This window comes from Acidisphaera sp. S103 (genome assembly GCF_009765975.1).
Classification (GTDB): Bacteria; Pseudomonadota; Alphaproteobacteria; order Acetobacterales; family Acetobacteraceae; genus Rhodopila.
Genome location: NZ_LMUJ01000085.1, coordinates 80,593 through 97,637, shown reverse-complemented (window position 1 = coordinate 97,637; position 17,045 = coordinate 80,593). Strand labels below are relative to the sequence as shown.

The 17,045-nt window shown below is 65.5% G+C and carries 17 protein-coding genes and 1 pseudogene; 5 read left to right on the top strand and 13 right to left on the bottom strand.

The genetic code is table 11. From position 1 onward, the window contains the following. The 8 genes and pseudogenes from GSQ89_RS39475 to GSQ89_RS28805 all read right to left on the bottom strand — a co-directional run. Positions 1 to 153, bottom strand: a pseudogene (locus GSQ89_RS39475) (aminoacyl-tRNA hydrolase); the annotation flags it as partial. A 5-nt stretch (positions 154 to 158) separates the two neighbouring features. Continuing rightward, entirely contained in the window at positions 159 to 824 is a 666-nt protein-coding gene (locus tag GSQ89_RS28835; protein ID WP_158931574.1) for a 50S ribosomal protein L25/general stress protein Ctc, read from the bottom strand. A gap of 104 nt (positions 825 to 928) precedes the next feature. Continuing rightward, a complete protein-coding gene (locus GSQ89_RS39830; RefSeq protein WP_158931573.1) occupies positions 929 to 1,738 on the bottom strand; it encodes a TonB family protein in 810 nt (269 codons plus the stop codon). After that, the gene (gene exbD / locus GSQ89_RS28825; protein ID WP_158931572.1) at positions 1,735 to 2,154 is read right to left on the bottom strand and encodes a TonB system transport protein ExbD; all 420 of its coding nucleotides are present in this window, start codon (positions 2,152 to 2,154) and stop codon (positions 1,735 to 1,737) included. Before exbD ends, GSQ89_RS39830 begins: the two co-directional genes overlap by 4 nt. Before the next feature lies 1 nt (position 2,155). Further along, positions 2,156 to 3,061: a tonB-system energizer ExbB gene (gene exbB / locus GSQ89_RS28820; RefSeq protein WP_158931571.1), complete on the bottom strand. Its 906-nt coding sequence runs from the start codon at positions 3,059 to 3,061 to the stop codon at positions 2,156 to 2,158. A gap of 30 nt (positions 3,062 to 3,091) precedes the next feature. Beyond that, positions 3,092 to 4,228, bottom strand: coding sequence for a PepSY domain-containing protein (locus GSQ89_RS28815; RefSeq protein ID WP_158931570.1), 1,137 nt, complete (start codon positions 4,226 to 4,228; stop codon positions 3,092 to 3,094). Further along, on the bottom strand, positions 4,225 to 4,905 hold the full coding sequence (locus tag GSQ89_RS28810) for a Fe2+-dependent dioxygenase (protein ID WP_158931569.1): 681 nt from the start codon (positions 4,903 to 4,905) through the stop codon (positions 4,225 to 4,227). Before GSQ89_RS28810 ends, GSQ89_RS28815 begins: the two co-directional genes overlap by 4 nt. 12 nt (positions 4,906 to 4,917) lie before the next feature. Beyond that, positions 4,918 to 7,122: a TonB-dependent siderophore receptor gene (locus tag GSQ89_RS28805; RefSeq protein WP_158931568.1), complete on the bottom strand. Its 2,205-nt coding sequence runs from the start codon at positions 7,120 to 7,122 to the stop codon at positions 4,918 to 4,920. A 101-nt stretch (positions 7,123 to 7,223) separates the two neighbouring features. Between GSQ89_RS28805 and GSQ89_RS28800 the strand changes: the two genes are divergently transcribed. Continuing rightward, positions 7,224 to 7,985 (top strand): tetratricopeptide repeat protein, encoded by a 762-nt coding sequence (locus tag GSQ89_RS28800; protein WP_158931567.1) that lies wholly within the window; start codon positions 7,224 to 7,226, stop codon positions 7,983 to 7,985. A gap of 29 nt (positions 7,986 to 8,014) precedes the next feature. Here GSQ89_RS28800 and GSQ89_RS28795 read toward each other — a convergent pair whose 3' ends face one another. Continuing rightward, positions 8,015 to 8,623: an SH3-like domain-containing protein gene (locus GSQ89_RS28795; RefSeq protein ID WP_158931566.1), complete on the bottom strand. Its 609-nt coding sequence runs from the start codon at positions 8,621 to 8,623 to the stop codon at positions 8,015 to 8,017. A 5-nt stretch (positions 8,624 to 8,628) separates the two neighbouring features. Beyond that, a complete protein-coding gene (locus tag GSQ89_RS28790; protein ID WP_158931565.1) occupies positions 8,629 to 9,252 on the bottom strand; it encodes a nitrile hydratase subunit alpha in 624 nt (207 codons plus the stop codon). Between the two features lie 137 nt (positions 9,253 to 9,389). Here GSQ89_RS28790 and GSQ89_RS28785 point away from each other — a divergent pair, with 137 nt between their 5' ends. Continuing rightward, entirely contained in the window at positions 9,390 to 9,998 is a 609-nt protein-coding gene (locus tag GSQ89_RS28785) for a hypothetical protein (RefSeq protein ID WP_158931564.1), read from the top strand. A gap of 163 nt (positions 9,999 to 10,161) precedes the next feature. Here GSQ89_RS28785 and GSQ89_RS28780 read toward each other — a convergent pair whose 3' ends face one another. Together GSQ89_RS28780 and GSQ89_RS28775 are read right to left on the bottom strand one after the other, a co-directional pair. Further along, positions 10,162 to 11,217, bottom strand: coding sequence for an amidohydrolase family protein (locus GSQ89_RS28780; RefSeq protein ID WP_158931563.1), 1,056 nt, complete (start codon positions 11,215 to 11,217; stop codon positions 10,162 to 10,164). Positions 11,218 to 11,553: 336 nt separating this feature from the next. Next, positions 11,554 to 12,960 carry a dipeptidase gene (locus GSQ89_RS28775; RefSeq protein ID WP_158931562.1) on the bottom strand — a complete coding sequence of 469 codons (1,407 nt, stop codon included), beginning with the start codon at positions 12,958 to 12,960 and terminating at the stop codon, positions 11,554 to 11,556. 125 nt (positions 12,961 to 13,085) lie between these two features. On the opposite strand from GSQ89_RS28775, the gene GSQ89_RS28770 reads away from it, so the two are divergent. The 3 genes from GSQ89_RS28770 to GSQ89_RS28760 all read left to right on the top strand — a co-directional run bounded on the left by GSQ89_RS28770 (position 13,086) and on the right by GSQ89_RS28760 (position 16,140). Then, positions 13,086 to 14,099, top strand: a complete 1,014-nt coding sequence (locus GSQ89_RS28770; protein ID WP_158931561.1) for a glycosyltransferase family 4 protein — start codon at positions 13,086 to 13,088, stop codon at positions 14,097 to 14,099. A gap of 135 nt (positions 14,100 to 14,234) precedes the next feature. Beyond that, on the top strand, positions 14,235 to 15,503 hold the full coding sequence (otnK, locus tag GSQ89_RS28765) for a 3-oxo-tetronate kinase (RefSeq protein WP_158931560.1): 1,269 nt from the start codon (positions 14,235 to 14,237) through the stop codon (positions 15,501 to 15,503). A 4-nt stretch (positions 15,504 to 15,507) separates the two neighbouring features. Continuing rightward, the gene (locus GSQ89_RS28760; protein WP_158931559.1) at positions 15,508 to 16,140 is read left to right on the top strand and encodes an aldolase; all 633 of its coding nucleotides are present in this window, start codon (positions 15,508 to 15,510) and stop codon (positions 16,138 to 16,140) included. 93 nt (positions 16,141 to 16,233) lie between these two features. Here the strand turns inward: GSQ89_RS28760 and GSQ89_RS28755 are convergent, their stop codons facing one another. After that, on the bottom strand, positions 16,234 to 16,791 hold the full coding sequence (locus GSQ89_RS28755; protein WP_216856456.1) for a hypothetical protein: 558 nt from the start codon (positions 16,789 to 16,791) through the stop codon (positions 16,234 to 16,236). Between the last annotated feature and the right edge of the window lie 254 nt (positions 16,792 to 17,045).

The window sequence follows — 17,045 nt, the reverse complement described above, 5'->3', positions numbered from 1 at the left end:
GGTGCCCTCGGCCCAGGCGCCCTTGAAACGGCGGCGCCACGGCGAGAAACCGTGGCGGGTCGCGATCACGTCCAAGGCCATGAAGCCGATATTGTGTCGATTGGCCGCCATTCCCGGCTCTGGGTTGCCGAGGCCGACCCAGAGCTGGGTCATGGTTTCTAGCCCTTCTTGGCGGGCGCCTTCGCAGGCGCCTTGGCACCGCCCTTGGCCGGCGCGGCGGCGGCCGGCGCCCCGGCGGCGGCCTCGGCCACAACTTCGATCTTTGTGGGCGGCACGACAGTCGCCACCACGAAGTCCCGATCGATCACCGGCTTGACGTTTTCGGTGCCCTTCAGGTCGTGCCAGCGAACGTTGTCGTTGAAGTCCAGCGGCCCGAGGTCGGCGGTGAACTGCTCCGGGATGTGATCCGCGTCGCAATAAACCTCGACCGCGTGACGGACGACGTTCAGCACGGCGCCGCGCTTGATGCCGGGGCTGATGCCGTCATTCTCGAAGTGGACGGGGACGGCGACCTTGATGCGCTGGCCGGCAACCAGGCGCTGGAAGTCGACATGTTCGGGTGCGTCGGAGACCGGGTGGAACTGCACGCCGCGGATCAGCGCGCGGACGGGTTGGGCGCCGCCGGTGATCTCATACAGCCGGGACTGCCAGCCGGCCCGGTGCAGTTCGCGGATCACGACCCGCGGGTCGAGCGCGATCAGGTCGGGTTCCTGCTTGCCGCCATAGATAACCGCAGGCACCTTGCCTGCGCGCCGAGTCGCCCGCGCCGCCCCCTTACCGCTTCGCGCACGAACCTCGGCCTCGATTGAAACAACGTTGGCCATGGTATGCTCCTGAATGACAAACGCCGGCCTCCAGGGGTGCCGACGCGGTGGGGCGTGTAGCGCAGGGTGGGGTTGGGGGCAAGGGCAATCGGGCCCACGCGCGATCACCGCAGCATGAAACGCAGCGGCACGAGGACCTGCATCTGCTGAACGGTCATCTCCGGCGGGAAGGCCGGCAGCGGTTCCGCCCGCTGCATCCAGTTCTGCGCCTCGGCGTCGAGATCGGCATAGCCGGAGCCGCGCGCCATCGCCATCGCCAGCACCTGACCCGTGCGGCTGATGGTCAGGCGCATCATCACGACCCCCTGCTCGCCCCGCCGTTCGGCTGCCGGCGGGAAGCGTTTGAAACGGGCAAGATGGGCGAGAAGGCGGCCTTCCCACGTCGCCTCGACCTGTCCCGGCGGCGCGGAGGCGGCTGGTCCGGGTGGGGCCGCCACCGGGGCCGGCGGCGGGGCTTGCGTTTCAATCACCGGTGGCGTCGGCCGCGGTTCAGCCGGCCGCATCTCCGCCGGCCGCACTCGGGGTGGTAGCCGTCGCACCGGGGGAGGTGGCGGCGGCAGCGGGATTTCGGCTTGAGACACCGGCGGCGCGGCATCCGGGACCGGCGGCGGTACCGGATCGGGTATCGCCGGCTGAGGCGGTGGCGGTTCTGGCGGCGGTGGCTGTGGCGGCGGCGGTTGCGGTTGCGGCGGTTGCGGCGGAGTGGACGTAGGCGGCGTGGGTTCGGGGGGTGCCGCGGGTTCAGGCGCCAGATCCATCATGATCGGTTCGGGTGCAGCGGGGCCCATCGCCGGGATCGACCGGCGCAGCAGCATGAGGGCGCTGGCATGCACCGCCAACACCACGCCAAGGCTCACCCCCCATCGCAGCCAGGTCCGGTGACTGGCCGCCGGCTTTCGCAGGACCATGCTCATGGCGTGGCCGGCGCCTCCAGGCCGACCAGCGCCACTTTCAGGTAGCCGGCACCGCGCAACGCATCGAGCGTCCGCATCACGGCTTCGTACGGAACGGTCTTGTCGCCGCGCAGAAACACGCGCTGGGTTTTGTCGCCGCTGCTGGCCCGGTCCAGGGCGGCGGGCAAATTGTCCGGCGTCACCGGGGCGTCATCCAGTGCCAGCGAACGGTCCGCCTTCAGGGTCAGGAAGATCGGTTTGTCCGGCCGTGGCGCCGCCTTTGCAGCGGCGGCCGGCAGATCGACCGCGATATCCACCGTCGCCAGCGGCGCGGCAACCATGAAGATGATCAGCAGCACCAGCATCACGTCGATGAAAGGGGTGACGTTGATCTCGTGCGTCTCCACCAGATCGTCGTCGTCGAGATTGCCCGCCATGCTATTCGGCCGCCGCCACGCGGGCTCCGCCGCGCCGGTCAAGCTCACGCGAGGCCAAACGCAGGATCGACGCCGACAGATCGGCCAGCGAGGCGCGATAGGCGGCAATTGCACGGGCAAAGATATTGTAGATCACCACGGCGGGGATCGCGGCGATCAGGCCGGTCGCGGTCGCCAGCAGGGCTTCCGCGATGCCGGGTGCGACAACCGCCAGATTGGTGGTCTGCGACTGGGAAATGCCGATGAAGCTGTTCATGATGCCCCAGACCGTGCCGAACAGCCCAACGAAGGGTGCCGTCGAGCCGATGGTGGCCAGCAGGCCGGTGCCGCGCGCCATGCGCCGCCCCGCCGCGGCTTCGAGCCGTTGCAGGCGAGAGGCGACTCGTTCCTTGATCCCGGCGCCGTCCTGACCGGCGGAGAGCTGCATTTCCACGGCCGTTGCCTCGGTCATCGCACGCTGGACAGCACCTTCCGGTGCGCCGCGCATGTGTAATTGCAGAGTGGCCAGCAAGCGTTCGGAGTCGGCCTGGGCCAGTGCGCGGCGAACCGATCGGTGGGCGGCCAGGATGCTGGCGCCTTTCCCCAGCAGGAAGGTCCAGGTGACGATCGAGGCGACGATCAGGCCGACGAGGACGGCCTGCACGACGATGTCGGCGTTGTGGAACATCGTAGCGACGGACAGATCCTTTGGCAGCAGGCCGGCGTGGACCCCGGTGACCGTTGGCGGTGCCGTGGGCGTCTCGGCAGGGGTCGTCGTGGACACCACGGAGGGAGAGGTCACGGCGGGCGCCGATGCGGGGGTGGTCGCGGGCGCTGGCGCCGGCGGGTCACTCCATGCGGCGACGGGGGCGGCCAGCAGCAGCACCGCCATGGCAGCGGCCAATCCGCGCGGGATGTGAATTCGCATGTCTAAACGTCCTCTATTCGTCGTTGGCGATCATTCACCGACGCGCACACCGGCCACGCCGGCCGCGGCGGAGGCGTGTCGCCGCCGGCGCCATCGCAGGATCCACATCGCGGTTCCGGTCAGCGGCAACAGCGGCAATGCCAGGGCGAACAGGCACAGCAGCAGGCGTCCCACCGGGCCGGCGGCGGCGCCCTCGTGCCACGCGCGCAGCCAGTTCAGGACGGATACGCCCAGCGAGTTGGTCTCGGGGTTTTGCACCGACAGCACGCGGGCGGTGGCGGGGTCCATGGTCACGATGGCGGGTGGCGACCCCTGCCAATGCCCGGCCGGCAGCAGAACGGCCATCATTGGCCGCCCCGGCACGGCTGGCAGACGCAGATCCAGCAGGGTCGCGCCCGGCATCGCGGCTTGAGCCGAGGCCACGCCGGCGGCGATTGCATGGATCGGATCGATCGTGGCTTCGCGGGCGGAATGGCCGCCGCGGGGGGCCGTTGCCGGAAAACCGGCGATCGCACGCGCCGTCTGCGGAAACGCCATGGCGATGCCGCTGATACTTTGGACCAGCAGCAATGCCACAATCCAGATTCCCGCCGCGCCATGCAACGCGCGCTGGAAGCCCCAGCCGGTGGCGTCGCGGGAGACGGTCAATCCGGCTCGCCAGCGTCCGCGCCGCGGCCACCACAGCGGGATGCCGGACAAACCGAGCAGGAAGAGGCCGATGCCGATGGTGCCGATGAGACGGCGGCCTTGCTGGCCCATCAGGAGGGTTTCATGCACCGAATGGACCCAGTGGTAGAAGCCGTCCGGATTGCGGCGCACCCACGCGACCTTGGTGAACAGCGCGTCCACCCCGACCTCAGCCACCGCCTGCTGATGCCCGGGGACGGCGAAATCCACTGCGACGATCGAGTCGGGCTCTACCCGCCATCGTATCGGCACGAGGTCGGAGGAGACCCCCGCTTGGGCAGTGGTCAGGATCGTCGCCACGTCCACGCCGGACACATTGTCCGGTTCGATCAACAAACCATTCGCTGACGGTACACCCTGGATGAAGGCGACGAACGGGTCGGCCGCCATGATCAGGCCGGTCGCCGCCTGGACGATCAGCGGCAACGCCAGGGTCAGCCCGATCCAGCGATGCAGCCGCCGCAAAACCGAGCGGGTCACAGTTCGGCCCATTGGCGAAGGAGGTTATGGTAGATGCCGGTGAGTTGTACCGTGCTGGCATGACCGGGTATGTCGCGGCCGAGGCCCTGGATGGCGTTGTCGAGGTCGAACAGCAAGGCACGATGCGCATCGTCGCGGATCATGCTCTGGATCCAGAAGAACGCGGCAATTCGCGCGCCATGGGTGACCGGGGTGACGTGGTGGAGGCTGCTGGCGGGGTAGAGCACCATGTGCCCGGCCGGCAGTTTCACGCCTTGGACGCCGAACTGGTCCTCGACCGTCAGTACGCCGCCTTCGTATTGTTCCGGCGGGGTCAGGAACAAGGTCGCCGACAGGTCGGTGCGAATGCGATGGGGCGTGCCCCTGACCTGGCGGATGGCGTTGTCGACATGTGTGCCGAACGACTGGCCGCCGGCATAGCGGTTGAACAGCGGCGGAAATACGCGCAACGGCAACGCCGCCGAGATGAACAGCGGCGTGCGTTCCAGCGCGGTGACGATCATGTCGCCCAGTGCTCGGGCCACCGGATGATCTTCCGGGACCTGGGCATTGTGTTTGACTTCCGCCGACTGGAAGCCGGCTGTCACCCGGCCGTCGACCCAGTCTGCCCCGGCGAGTTCGGCCAGGCAGGTCTGGGTCTGTGCCGGTGACAGAACATCGGCGATTTGCAGCATCACCGGTCCGGCCCCTTACAGTTTCACATTGATCGTGAACAGGGCCGAACGTGACGGTCCCAGGATGATGTGGCCGGGGTGCAGTTCGTCATAATAATAAGTGTCGGTTGCGTTGGCGATGTTGGCCTGCAGGCTGACGGTTTCGGTCAGCTTGACCTTGGCCATAAGCGATAGGGTGACGTAGCCGGGCGCACGCTCGATGACGGTCGTGCCGGTGACCGGGATGGATGACGCGGTGCGGGCCGATACGTAATTGACGCCGGCACCCAGTTCCACATTGTGCCAGGGCAGCCGGTAAGAGGTGAACATCGTCACCGTGTGCTTCGGTGCGTTCGGCGGCGCATGACCCAGTTCCGCCGGATTGGGGGAGGCCACGACGATGGCATCGTTGTAGGAATAGCCGCCGAACAATTCCCACCGGTCGGTCAAATGTCCGGTCGCGCCGAACTGCACGCCACGGATGCGATAGTTGCCGGCCAGGATATCCTGCGTCGGGTTGTTCGGATCGGTCTCGCGCACATTGGCCTGCTGGATCTGGTACACCGATCCGGTCAGCGACAGGCGCTTGTTCAGCACATCCCATTTGCCACCGACCTCATAGGTCGTGGTTTTCTCCGGTGCCACCGCCGCGGTCGCGGCACTCAGGCTGAGCGATTCGGCCGACGGGTCGAACGACGTGCCATAACGGGCGTAGATACTGGCGGTCTTGACCGGCTTGAACACCAGGGCCGCGTTGTAACTGGGCAGCCCGTCGTCGCGCTTCAGGTGCGCGACCGTGGAGCCGGTTTCGTCGAACTGGCTGTCGAACTGATCGAAACGGATGCCGCCCATGACATCCCAGTAGGGGTTCAGCGCGATCGTATCGACGGCGTAAGCGCCGATATTGTCGACATGCACGCGGCTGAACGTCTCCGAGATCGGCGTCAGGTTGAAGGCGATGTCCGTCGGCGCGGTCAGGCTGGTCAGCGTGTACGGATAGGTGGGACGCGTGGGATCCGATGTTTGGTGCGCCAGTTCGACGCCGAAAACCATCGCGTGGTGGAACGGGCCGGTATCGACGTTCACATTGGCGTTGGTCTGGTTGTCGAGGATGGTTTCCGTGCTCTGCAGCGCGATCGTGTGGCGGCTGACGACAATGGAACTCAGCGGCGTGCCGGGCGTGACCACATCCTGCCCAGGCCCCTGCCCCAGGATCAGCGGTTCGGTGACGCGCAGCGCCCGTTGGTAACTGCCGTAACGAAGCTGGTCGCTGACGGTGATGTTGTCGTTGAAGTCGTGCTCGATCTTGGCCGTGCCGATATCGACGTTGGTGCGGAAATAGTCGTTGTTGGGATAGCCGTAGAAATTGTTGTGGGAGACCGGCGCCGGGCTGCCGTTGAGCCAGGGAATACCGTAATCGGGCGTATCGTCCGATTGCAGGTGATAATAATCCAGGGTCACGCGCGTCGGGGTGCCGAGACCGAACGCGATCTCCGGCGCGAAGCCGAAACGCCGGTTTTCCGCATCGTCGCGGCCGGCGGTACCATTCAGATCGCCCATCACGTTCAGCCGGATGGCGGCGCCGGGCACGCCATCGATCGCACGGTTCACATCGGCGGTGAAGCGCTTGGTGCCGTCGGTTCCGAAGCTGAGGCTGCCCTGGGTCACGGGTGCGATTTGCGGTTGCTTTGAAACCTGGTTGACGGCACCGCCGCTCGATCCGCGGCCGAACAGGACGGAGGCGGGGCCTTCCAGCACCTCGATGCCCTGTAAATTGAATGGGTCGCGGTAGTAGCTGCCGAAATCGCGAACACCGTCCAGATAGAAGTCGTTCTGGGCGTTGAAGCCACGGATCGACAGGTTGTCGCCCTGCTGCGCGCCCTCCCCGGCGGCCAGGCTGACGCCCGGCACGTTGCGCAGGGCGTCGCGCATGGTGGTGACGCCTTCGTCGTCCAGCAGTTTGCGAGGCACCTCGATGACCGATTCCGGGGTGGAGACCAGCGGCTGGGTGAGTTTGCCGAGTGCCGGCATGTCTGTCTGGTAGCCGTTTTGGCCACTTTGCGCGCCTTCCACGGACACCGGCGGCAATTCCAGCGGGGCCGTGCCGTAGGCGGCTTGCGCCCAGGCGGCGTGCAAGCCGGCGCCGTTGACCAACGCCATGCCCATGGCGGTGCCGACCATGCGGTGCCGCGGCATACGCAGGGACGGCAGGACGGCGTTGGTGGATTCAGAGGCTTGCATCGGTCATCCCGTCGTGTTGAGAATAGTTCGCATTCGCGTTTAGTAGCGGATGCCCCGGACCAGCGCAACCCTTCCAGCACCAAAAACGGACTGATTCGTATATGCAAGGACAACGCCCCAAGGCGACCACTTCGATCGGGTTCACCGATCTTCGCGGCCTGACCGTGGATCAACTGACCGGTCCGTCGGAGGAAACAGCGCGCTGGCTACAGGCCGCCGCCCGGTTCGGGGTGGTGGAGGGACAGACCGCGCTGGGCCAGATCCTGCTCGACGGGCATGGAATTGCTCGGGATCGTTGCGCTGCCGCGCGATGGTTCTCGATCGCGGCGGAGGCAGGGCATGCCCCGGCGATCAACATGTTGGGCCGGTGCTGCGAGCTTGGCTGGGGGGTGGCGGTCGATCTTGTCCGCGCCGCCGACTGCTACCGGCGGGCGGCAGAGGCCGGGCTGGATTGGGGACAGTATAATTTCGCCAACCTGCTGTTGCGGGGCCGTGGCGTCGAGCGCGACAGAAAGGCGGCGCTGGGGCTGTATCGCCGTGCGGCCGAGCAAGGCCATGCCAAGTCGATCAATATGGTGGGCCGCTTCATGGAGGAAGGGTGGGAGATGCCGCGCGATGCCAGGGGCGCGGCCGAGTGGTATCGTCGAGCGGCGGAGGCGGGCGATTTTCGCGGTCAGTATAACCTGGCCAGCGTGCTGGCACTGGCGGGTGACATCATTCAGGCTGAGGTTTGGCTGAACCGAGCTTTGGAAAGTGCAACGGCCGGCTTCTTGACGCTGATGTCCGAACGGCTGGCGAACAGCGCCGAACCTCGGCTACGGCGGATCGGTGCGATTGCCGCCGGGCTTGCTGCCGCCCGGTAGCGGCGCGTGTGGTGCGTCCACCTATAGGTTCAGCCAGTTTTTTCCAGGTAACTCTGGAACACACCAACATGGATGAAGGATTCGTCCGCGGAGTCCGGCCACAGTTCCAAAGAGCGGAAGCGGACGTCGTAGGTCGGTTCCTCGGTCACCTGCATGTTGTGGGCGGCGGCATCGGGAAAGGGATAAGGTGGGGATTCAGCAACGACGACGCCCTGCTTGCCGCGAATGTATCCGGGCATGCGCACATGGCCGGAGACGAATTCGTTCTTGACCCGCACGGTCTCGCCGATGAGGAATTTTTGCGCGGGCGCATTCGGCCGGCCCGGTCCAATGGGCTTGGAGAGGGGAAATGTCCCATCGACAAGGGCCGCGAGTTCCTCGGCGGTGACGATGCCCTTCTCGACACACAAGGTCGCGGCAGCGGTCAGCACCCGCTCATAGTACGGAGCGGACAGATAATGAACCGGCGCCATGCGTTCGATCGCATGTCGGTATTCGTCCATGTTGTAGATCTTCTTTTTCACGGCCAGAGCCGAAAGGGCTCGGACCAGTGGTTCCCAGGTCTCGTCATGCGGTTCGGGCCGGTAATTGATCCTGCCGAAGCCCTGCTTGCCGCCCAGGTCGTGCATGCCATCCATGATGTTCAGCCTTTGACCGGCGTGTTGACGTCATCGAGGCGGGACGTGCCGATCATCGACTCCTGCGTGACGATGTCGGCCAGCTTTTCCGGGGACCAGCCATAGGTTGCCGGAGGCTGCACCGGCAGGACCATGTAGCGCGTATCCGCCGTCGTGTCCCAGACCCGGATTTCGGTGCTGGCGGGCAGGTCCAGTCCCATCTCCTTCAGGGCCGTCCGGGATTCGCGCACGACGCGGGCACGATATTCCAGGTCCTTGTACCAGTCCGGCGCGGCGCCGATGATGGTGTAGGCGGTACACGAGCACAGTGTGCAGACGATAAGGTTATGAATGTCCGGCGTGTTCTCCAGGACCACGAGATGACGGTGATGTTCCGGCATGCCGAAGCCCAGTTCCGCGACGGCGGACTTGCCGTTTTTCAGCAGGCGTTCGCGGAAGGCGCTATCAGTCCAGGCGCGTGCCACGACCTGGGCGCCGTTCCGGGTCACCCATTGCTCCTCGGCGTGGTCGTTGAATTCATCGACGAAACCGGGCGGTAGGATGCCTCGGGCGGTGAGAGCGGTTTCGAGGGCCGCAGCCCGCTGCGCTGCCGGTGCGGGCTGGGATTGTGTCGCATGGCTGCCGGTCATGGCGTCTCAAACTCCTGCTTGGCATGTGCTCGTCGTGTCAGCATAAGCGGCGGACAGTGGCTTGAGAACCGTACGACGCGGGGGCGGCGCCTTGACGGCCCAGCGTCGCGGCCATACGTTTCGCCATAGTCATATTGATGACCACACCCTCAACCGACAAGGGCAAAGCGATGCTTGAGAAACGGCCCGCAAGCAAAAAAATCATTGTTTTGATGGCGCTTTGTTCGATGGGGTGGTTCTTCCTGGGGGCCGCGGCCCCGAAAGCCGCGTGGTCGAGAAACTGGAAGCCCGCGCCAAGCGCTTTGGCGCAGGACTATTCCATCATTACCGATGCGCGCGATAATCACGATATCAAGATGATATTCTGGCTTTCGTCTCTTATGTTGCCGGAAGGCCACGCTCGGGAGCTTTTCGATCACTATATCATCGTCGGGGTGACACGCGCGCATATTTCGCCTGTCGGCACCATGTCCTTCGATATCGTAGATACCTTGCAAGCGTCAGATGGAGGTGGGGCGCCGCTGCGACTGCTCAGCGGGGACAATATTCCACCCCTGGTCAATGGCATGGTTTCGACCATGACGAGTATGTTAGGCCAATCACTTGGCCCTCTTGGCAAAGGCATCCACTGGTTCGTGTTCGAGGCCGGATCGGTGCATGCGTGCGTCGATGGCGGTCTGTCGATCCCGTTCGCCGATGAGGTTTACACCTATCAAACGCCGATCCCCGGTTGCCCGGGGAAATAGATCGGAGCGGTTCGGAAAAGGCTCGCCGGTCGGGATGTTGTATTGCAATCGGGTTCGGGCGAACGCCGCGGCATCCAGGACACCATTGGGGGCCGTTCGCGAAAGATCCGTGGTCGCCCGATCTCGATCCAGTCGTGAGTCCCGTTTGGGAACGAGCGGCACGTCACAACCGCGCGTATGCCGCCCGCGGGTTGTCGATCATGATTTTCCGAACCAGAGACCGCGACAATCCGGCAGGCAACACGTCCTCCCCATCGAACTGCCAGTGCGGATAATCGGTTGAAAATAGCAACAATTCATCTGAGTCCATGTGTTCCATCAGTTTCTGGAACATGTCTTCCGAGGGCGGCCCGTCGCAGGGCTGGATTGTGAGGCGTACGTTCGATTTCACGATCTCGGTCGGTGCACGGTCCAGCCATGGCACCTCCATCCGCAGTCCGCGCCAGAATTTCGTCAGCCGCCACAGATGGGCGGGCAACCAGGTGAAGCCGGATTCCAGCAGCACGACCTTCAGGTCGGGGAATTTGGTAAAGACGCCCTCACAGATCAGCGACGACAATGCCTGCTGAAAGCCGGCGGCCTGGGCGGCATAATCCTCGGTGTAGTAGGATGGCCATCCCAAGGGCGTAACCGGATGGCGGTAGGCGCTGCCGGCATGAATACCAACGGTCAGGCCGTGTTTCGCGGCCGCCGCGTAGATCGGCCAGTAATGCCGCTTGCCCAGCGGCATGTCGTTCATCACCAGCAGCAGCACCTGGACGAACCGCTTGTCCGGCGCGACGCGGTTGATCTCGTCCACCGCCATCTCGGGGCTTTGTGCCGGCACCACGATGGATGCGCGCAGCCTTGGTTCCTTGTCGAGCCACTCGGCGGCCATCCAGTCGTTCACGGCGCGGGCGAATCCGGCGCCCATGTCCTCACTGAATAGAAGCTGTACGCCATACAGGCAGTTGGCGATGGCGATGCTGGTCTGGAACGGATTCAGCGCATGTTGCCGCAACAGTTCCAGGTCGGAGCCAGGCCGGATGCCCTCCACCCGCCAGTCGGGCCGAGCGGTCAGGGGGCTGTTGGCGGGATAGGCGATGGAATTCAGTTCGTGCATGCCGCGCTGCAGGATGATGTCGCGCCAGTGATCCGTCAGATACGGGTGCAATGCCTTCAGGCTTGGCACCGAGGGATGAATGTCGCAGTCGATACCGCCGGTTTCTATCACGCTCATGGTTCGTTCCTCGTGGAATCCCGGGTCGAGGGATTTTCCGCCGGCGGAAAATTGGCATGGGATCGCGGTGCTGGCCAGTACACCGGGGCGGCCCTCGCTACGTGGCGTTGCCGAGCAGAGCGAAGTCGTGGGTGGCCGCGCCAGGCCCGGGCATGACGCGGGAGCAGACGCCTGCCTTCAGGGGGGCTGCACCGAGCGTCCGGGCCAAGAGTGGTTCGAACTCTCGCAACAGCGCGTTGATACCCACCGGTACAGGGTCCCGCGACGGCCGGCGGGCCGTTACACAAGCAGGATCAGCCCGTTTCGATCGGCCTCACGAAAACGTGATAGATCGCGTTATCCACCCGCGAACTTCGCCAGCAACCGCACATGCGACCGGATGCCGTGATGGAAACAGGTCTCCTCGAACTTCTCGTTCGGGCTGTGCACCTGGTCGTCGTCCAGCCCGAAGCCCATCAGCAGTGAATCCACCCCCAGGATCGCGCGCAGCGACGTCACCACCGGGATCGAACCGCCGCTGCCCATCAGCAGCGCCGGCTTGCCGTACTCCTGCCCCAGCGCCGCGAGAGCCGCCGCCACGTGCGGGCTGTCGACATTCACCTCGATCCCCGGGGCGCGGGCGAAATCGGCGAAGCTCGCCGTGGCGCCGGGCGGCAGGCGGTCGAGCACGAATTGTCTGAATTGCGCCATCACCTCGTCCGGGTCCTGGCCGGGCACCAGTCGGAACGAGACCTTGGCGGACGCCTCCGACGCGATCACCGTCTTGCTGCCGGCGCCGGTATAGCCGCCCCAGATGCCGTTGATGTCGGCTGTGGGACGCGCCCACAGCCGCTCCAGCGCCGCGTAGCCACGCTCGCCGACGGGCGTGGTCAGGCCGATGCCACCGAGGAAGGCCGCCTCGTCGAAGCCCAGCGCGTCCCATTGGGCACGCTGCGAATTGGAGATCGGGGTGACCTTGTCATAGAAGCCGGGCAACTGGATGCGGCCGGTTTCGTCCTGCAGGTCGCCGAGGATCTTGGTCAGCGCGTTGATCGGATTCAGCGCCGATCCGCCGTACAGGCCGGAGTGGAGGTCACGGTTCGCCGCCTTCAGCGTGACCTCGGCATAGGTCATGCCACGCAGCCTGGTGGTGATCGCGGGTGTCTCGGCATCCCACATGCCGGTGTCGCTGATCAGCGCGATGTCCGCCGTCAGTTCGGCCTTGTTGTCACGCAGGAACGGGTCGAGGCTGACCGAACCGATTTCTTCCTCGCCTTCGATCAGCACGGTGATGCGGGCGGGAATGCCGCCGCCGGCGGTGTGCCAGGCGCGGAGAGATTCGAGGAACATCAGCGTCTGGCCTTTGTCGTCGACCGCGCCGCGGGCAACGTAGCGCTTACCGCGCGGGCCATCGACCAGTTGCGGGTCGAACGGATCGCTGTGCCACAGCGACAGGGGATCGACCGGCTGCACGTCGTAGTGGCCGTAGAACAGGATGTGGGGTCCCTTGTAGTCCGCCGGTCCATCCAGGCGGCCGACGACCACGGGATGGCCGGCGGTGGGCCGGACGGCGGCGTCGAAACCCAGGCCGGTCAACTGGTCGCGCCACCACTCGGCCGCCTTGACGCAGTCCGCGGCATGCGCCGGCTGAGCGCTGATGGACTTGATGCGCAGCAGGTCGAACAGGTTGGCACGCGACGCCGCCAGATTGGCGTCGGCGTGGTCCAGGACGGCGGTCAGGGTCGCTTGGCTTGGGGCAGGCATGTGAGTCTCCCGGTGCAGTGATGCATCAGTAGCCGATCCAGGGCGTTGTTTGCCAGACGGCCGCATGGCCATGGACGAGCGTTGGTGTGGCGTGACTATCCATCGGAACCTGTTATGACCGGCCCATGGATGTTTGCCTGATCGTCCCCGGGCCGCTCGCGACGGTGTCCGGGGGTCACACCTACGATCGCCGCATGGCGGACGGTCTGCGCGCCCTGGGACACACCGTGCGGGTGGTGGAACTGGGTGGGCGCCTGCCCGACCCCGACCAGGCGGCGATCTACGCTGCCAGGACGGCGTGGGCGGCGCTTCCCGCCGACAGCGTGAAATTGATCGACGGGCTGGCGCTGCCGGCCTTCGCCGGCCTGCCACTGCACCAGGTGACGGCGTTGATCCACCATCCGGCCTCGCTGGAAACCGGCGTGCCGGAGGAGACCGGCCAGCGCCTGCACGCGACCGAGGCGACGATGTTCCGCGACCTGCCGCGGCTTGTCGTGACCAGCGATCAGACGGGGGAACGTCTGGTTCGGGACTTCGCCGTGCCTGCCGACCGCATCCGCGTCATCGTTCCAGGGATCGACGACCTGCCGCGCGGCAGCGGTTCGGCTGGAACAGCCTGCCGGATCCTGTCGGTGGGTGCGCTGATCCCGCGCAAGGGCCACGACGTGTTGCTGCGGGCGCTCGGGCGGTTGTTCGACCTCGAGTGGGAACTGACCCTGGCGGGTTCGGCCGATCGCGATCCGGTGTATGCGAATGGACTGCGCGCACTGGCCGAGGCGTTGGGTCTCGGGCGCCGTGTCCGTTTCGCCGATGACGTGACGGAGGCGTTGTGGGCGGGCGCCGATCTGTTCGCCCTGACATCGTATTTCGAGGGCTATGGCGTCGCCATCGCCGAGGCGCTGCGGCGTGGCCTGCCTGTCGCGGTGACGAACGTGGGGGCGGTGCCCACGCTGGTGGAACCCGAGGCGGGGGTGGTCTGCGCGCCCGGCGATGTCGAGCAATTATCGAAAGCGCTGCGCCGGCTGATCTTCGACCGATCACTGCTGCATGATCTGGCGGAGATCGCGTGGCAATCCGGCCAATCGCTGCCGTCGTGGAACGAACAGGCCGTGCGCCTCGCCGCCGCGCTTGAGAAGTAGATCTGGTCGATGGCGTGATTTGTACGCCAGGACGTTCCGCTCGGCGTGATCACAGTTTAATAGATTGATCGCGTGCTCCGTGCGTCCAGGACGTTCCGCCCGGCGCGACGACGCTTTCAACAGGGAGGCCGAACAATGCTGCTAGGTGTGATCGCCGACGATTTCACGGGTGCCACCGATCTGTGCTCGATGCTGGTGCGCGGCGGCATGCGAACGGTGCAACTGATCGGCGTGCCATCACCGGATTTGCCGGTACCCGACGCGGATGCCGTGGTGGTGGCGCTGAAATCGCGCACCGCGCCGGTGCGGCAGGCCATCGATGAGAGTCTCGCGGCATTGAAATGGCTGCAAGCCGCCGGGGCCCGGCAGTATTTTTTCAAATACTGCTCTACCTTCGACAGCACCGATGAAGGGAATATCGGGCCGGTGGCGGACGCGCTGGTTGCGGCGCTGGACTGTGGTTTCGCGCTGGCCTGTCCGGCGTTTCCGACCAACGCGCGCACCGTCTATCAGGGTTATTTGTTCGCCGGCGGGGTCCTGCTGAACGAAAGCGGCATGGAAAATCATCCGCTGACGCCGATGACCGACGCGAATCTGGTGCGGGTGCTTTCGCGCCAGACCGAAGGCACGGTCGGGTTGGTGCCGTTCACCACTGTCGATCAGGGCACGCATGCGATCCGCGACGCGATGACGCAGTTGAAGGAACGCGGCCGCCGCTATGCCATCGTCGATGCCATCACCGACGCGCATCTGATTTCGATCGGGGAGGCCGCGGCGAGCCACGCGCTGATCACCGGTGGTTCGGGCGTCGCGATGGGCCTGCCGGCGAACTACCGGCGCGCGGGGCTGTTGGCGGCGGCGATCGATCCGGGCGCGTTGCCGAAGGTTGACGGCGCGAGCGCGGTTCTCGCGGGATCGTGCTCCCGAGCGACGCTGGCGCAGTTGGGATATGCGCGCAGCCATTTGCCGGTGTTCGAACTCGATGCGCTGGCCACGCCTGATGCGGCGGCGCTGAGCGAAGCGGCGCTGGCGTGGGCGGCAGACAAGATCGGCGACAAGCCGGTGGTCATCGCCGCCTCGGCGCCACCGGACAAGGTCGCGGCGCTGCAAGCGCGCCTGGGACGGGAGGCAGCGGGGGCACTGATCGAGGACGCCGCCGCACGCATCGCGGAAGGCCTGGTGGCGCGGGGGGTGCGCAAGCTTGTCGTCGCAGGCGGGGAGACGTCTGGCGCGGTCGCGGGGCGGCTTGGCGTGCGCAGTCTGCGCATCGGGGTGGAGATCGATCCAGGCGTGCCCTGGACGTTTGCCGAGGGACGCGGGCCGGGTCTGATGATGGCGTTGAAATCGGGCAATTTCGGCGCCACCGACTTCTTCCTGAAAGCGTTCCGCGTACTGGAGGCATAAGGTCATGGACGAACGCGACACACGCATCCTGCTGAGCGAACTCGGGGCCAGTTTGTTCGCACGCGGCTTTTCCGTCGGCAGCGCCGGCAACATCAGCGTGCGCCTGGCGGATGGGTATCTGATGACGCCGACGAATTCGAGTCTGGGTCGACTCGATCCCGAGCGGCTGTCCAAACTGGATTTGGCATTCCAGCACGTCGGCGGCGACAAGCCGTCGAAGGAAGTGTTCATGCACCGGGCCTTCTATCAGGCGCGCGCGGAGGCGGGGGCCGTGGTGCATCTGCATTCGACGCAGGCGACGGCGGTGTCCTGCCTGCCGGACGTCGATGCATCCAATCCGATCCCGCCGCTGACACCGTATTTCGTCATGCGGGTCGGCCGGCGCATGCCGATCGTTCCGTATTACCGGCCTGGCGATCCGGCGATGGAACCGGCGATCAACGCAGCGGCAGCCGATGCCCGGGCGGTGCTGCTGGCCAACCATGGGCCGGTGGTCTCGGGCAAGACGCTGACCGACGCGGTCTATGCGGCCGAGGAACTGGAAGAAGCCGCCAAGCTTTTTCTGATGTTGCGCGGCCAGTCACCGCGGTTGTTGACCGTGCCGCAGGTGGATGATCTGCTGACGACGTTTCAGTAGAGCAGGTTGATCGTCCGGCTGCCGGTTCGGTGGCCAGACCAAAAGAAAAGGCGCCGCGAGGGCGCCCTTTCCTTCACACATCGTCGGTGGCGATTATTCGTTCGACTCGCTCGCGGCAATCGTCGCTGCTTCGGGCGCGGGTGCCGATACGGTCATGACCTTCGGCTTACGAGCAGGCTTCTTCGCCACGCCTTTCTTCGGCGCGGCCTTTTTCACGGCCGGCGCCTTCGCCGCGGCTTTCTTCACGGCGGCTTTCTTCGGTGCAGCCTTCTTAGGGGCGGCCTTTTTGGCAGCGGCCTTCTTTGGGGCGGCCTTGGCAGCAGCCTTCTTCGGCGCGGCTTTGGCAGCAGCTTTCTTTGGCGCGGCCTTCTTCGCAGCAGCCTTCTTGCCAGCCGCTTTCTTTGGGGCGGCCTTGGCAGCAGCTTTCTTTGGCGCAGCCTTGGCAGCGGCCTTCTTGCCAACCGCTTTCTTTGGGGCGGCCTTGGCGGCAGCCTTCTTCGGGGCAGCCTTGGCCGCGGTCTTCTTGGCGGCAGCTTTCTTGACTACCGGTTTCTTCGCCGCCGCTTTCTTGGTCGCGGCTTTTATCGCCATGGCTTGCGCACCCACCGCCTTGCCGGCGGGAGGGTCGATCGTTGTATCGTCAGTACTCACCTGCGGAACTCCTTGTTGAACGTGCCGTCTCTGTCGTGCGCTTTCGGTAAAGCCGTCGTTCGAGTCGTGTGCCGGGCAGGCGCCGCTGGATGCAGGCTTTGGGGATTTGTTTCATCGGCAAACCGGCTGGCACACGCTTCAACCCGGCACCTATCCCGGTGCCCGCTTGACTCGTTTTCGGCTTTTCAAGGTCGCGGTCCATTGACCGTCCTTACTGTTAAACGTCCTCACGCATCGAGAGTCTGCACAGGACG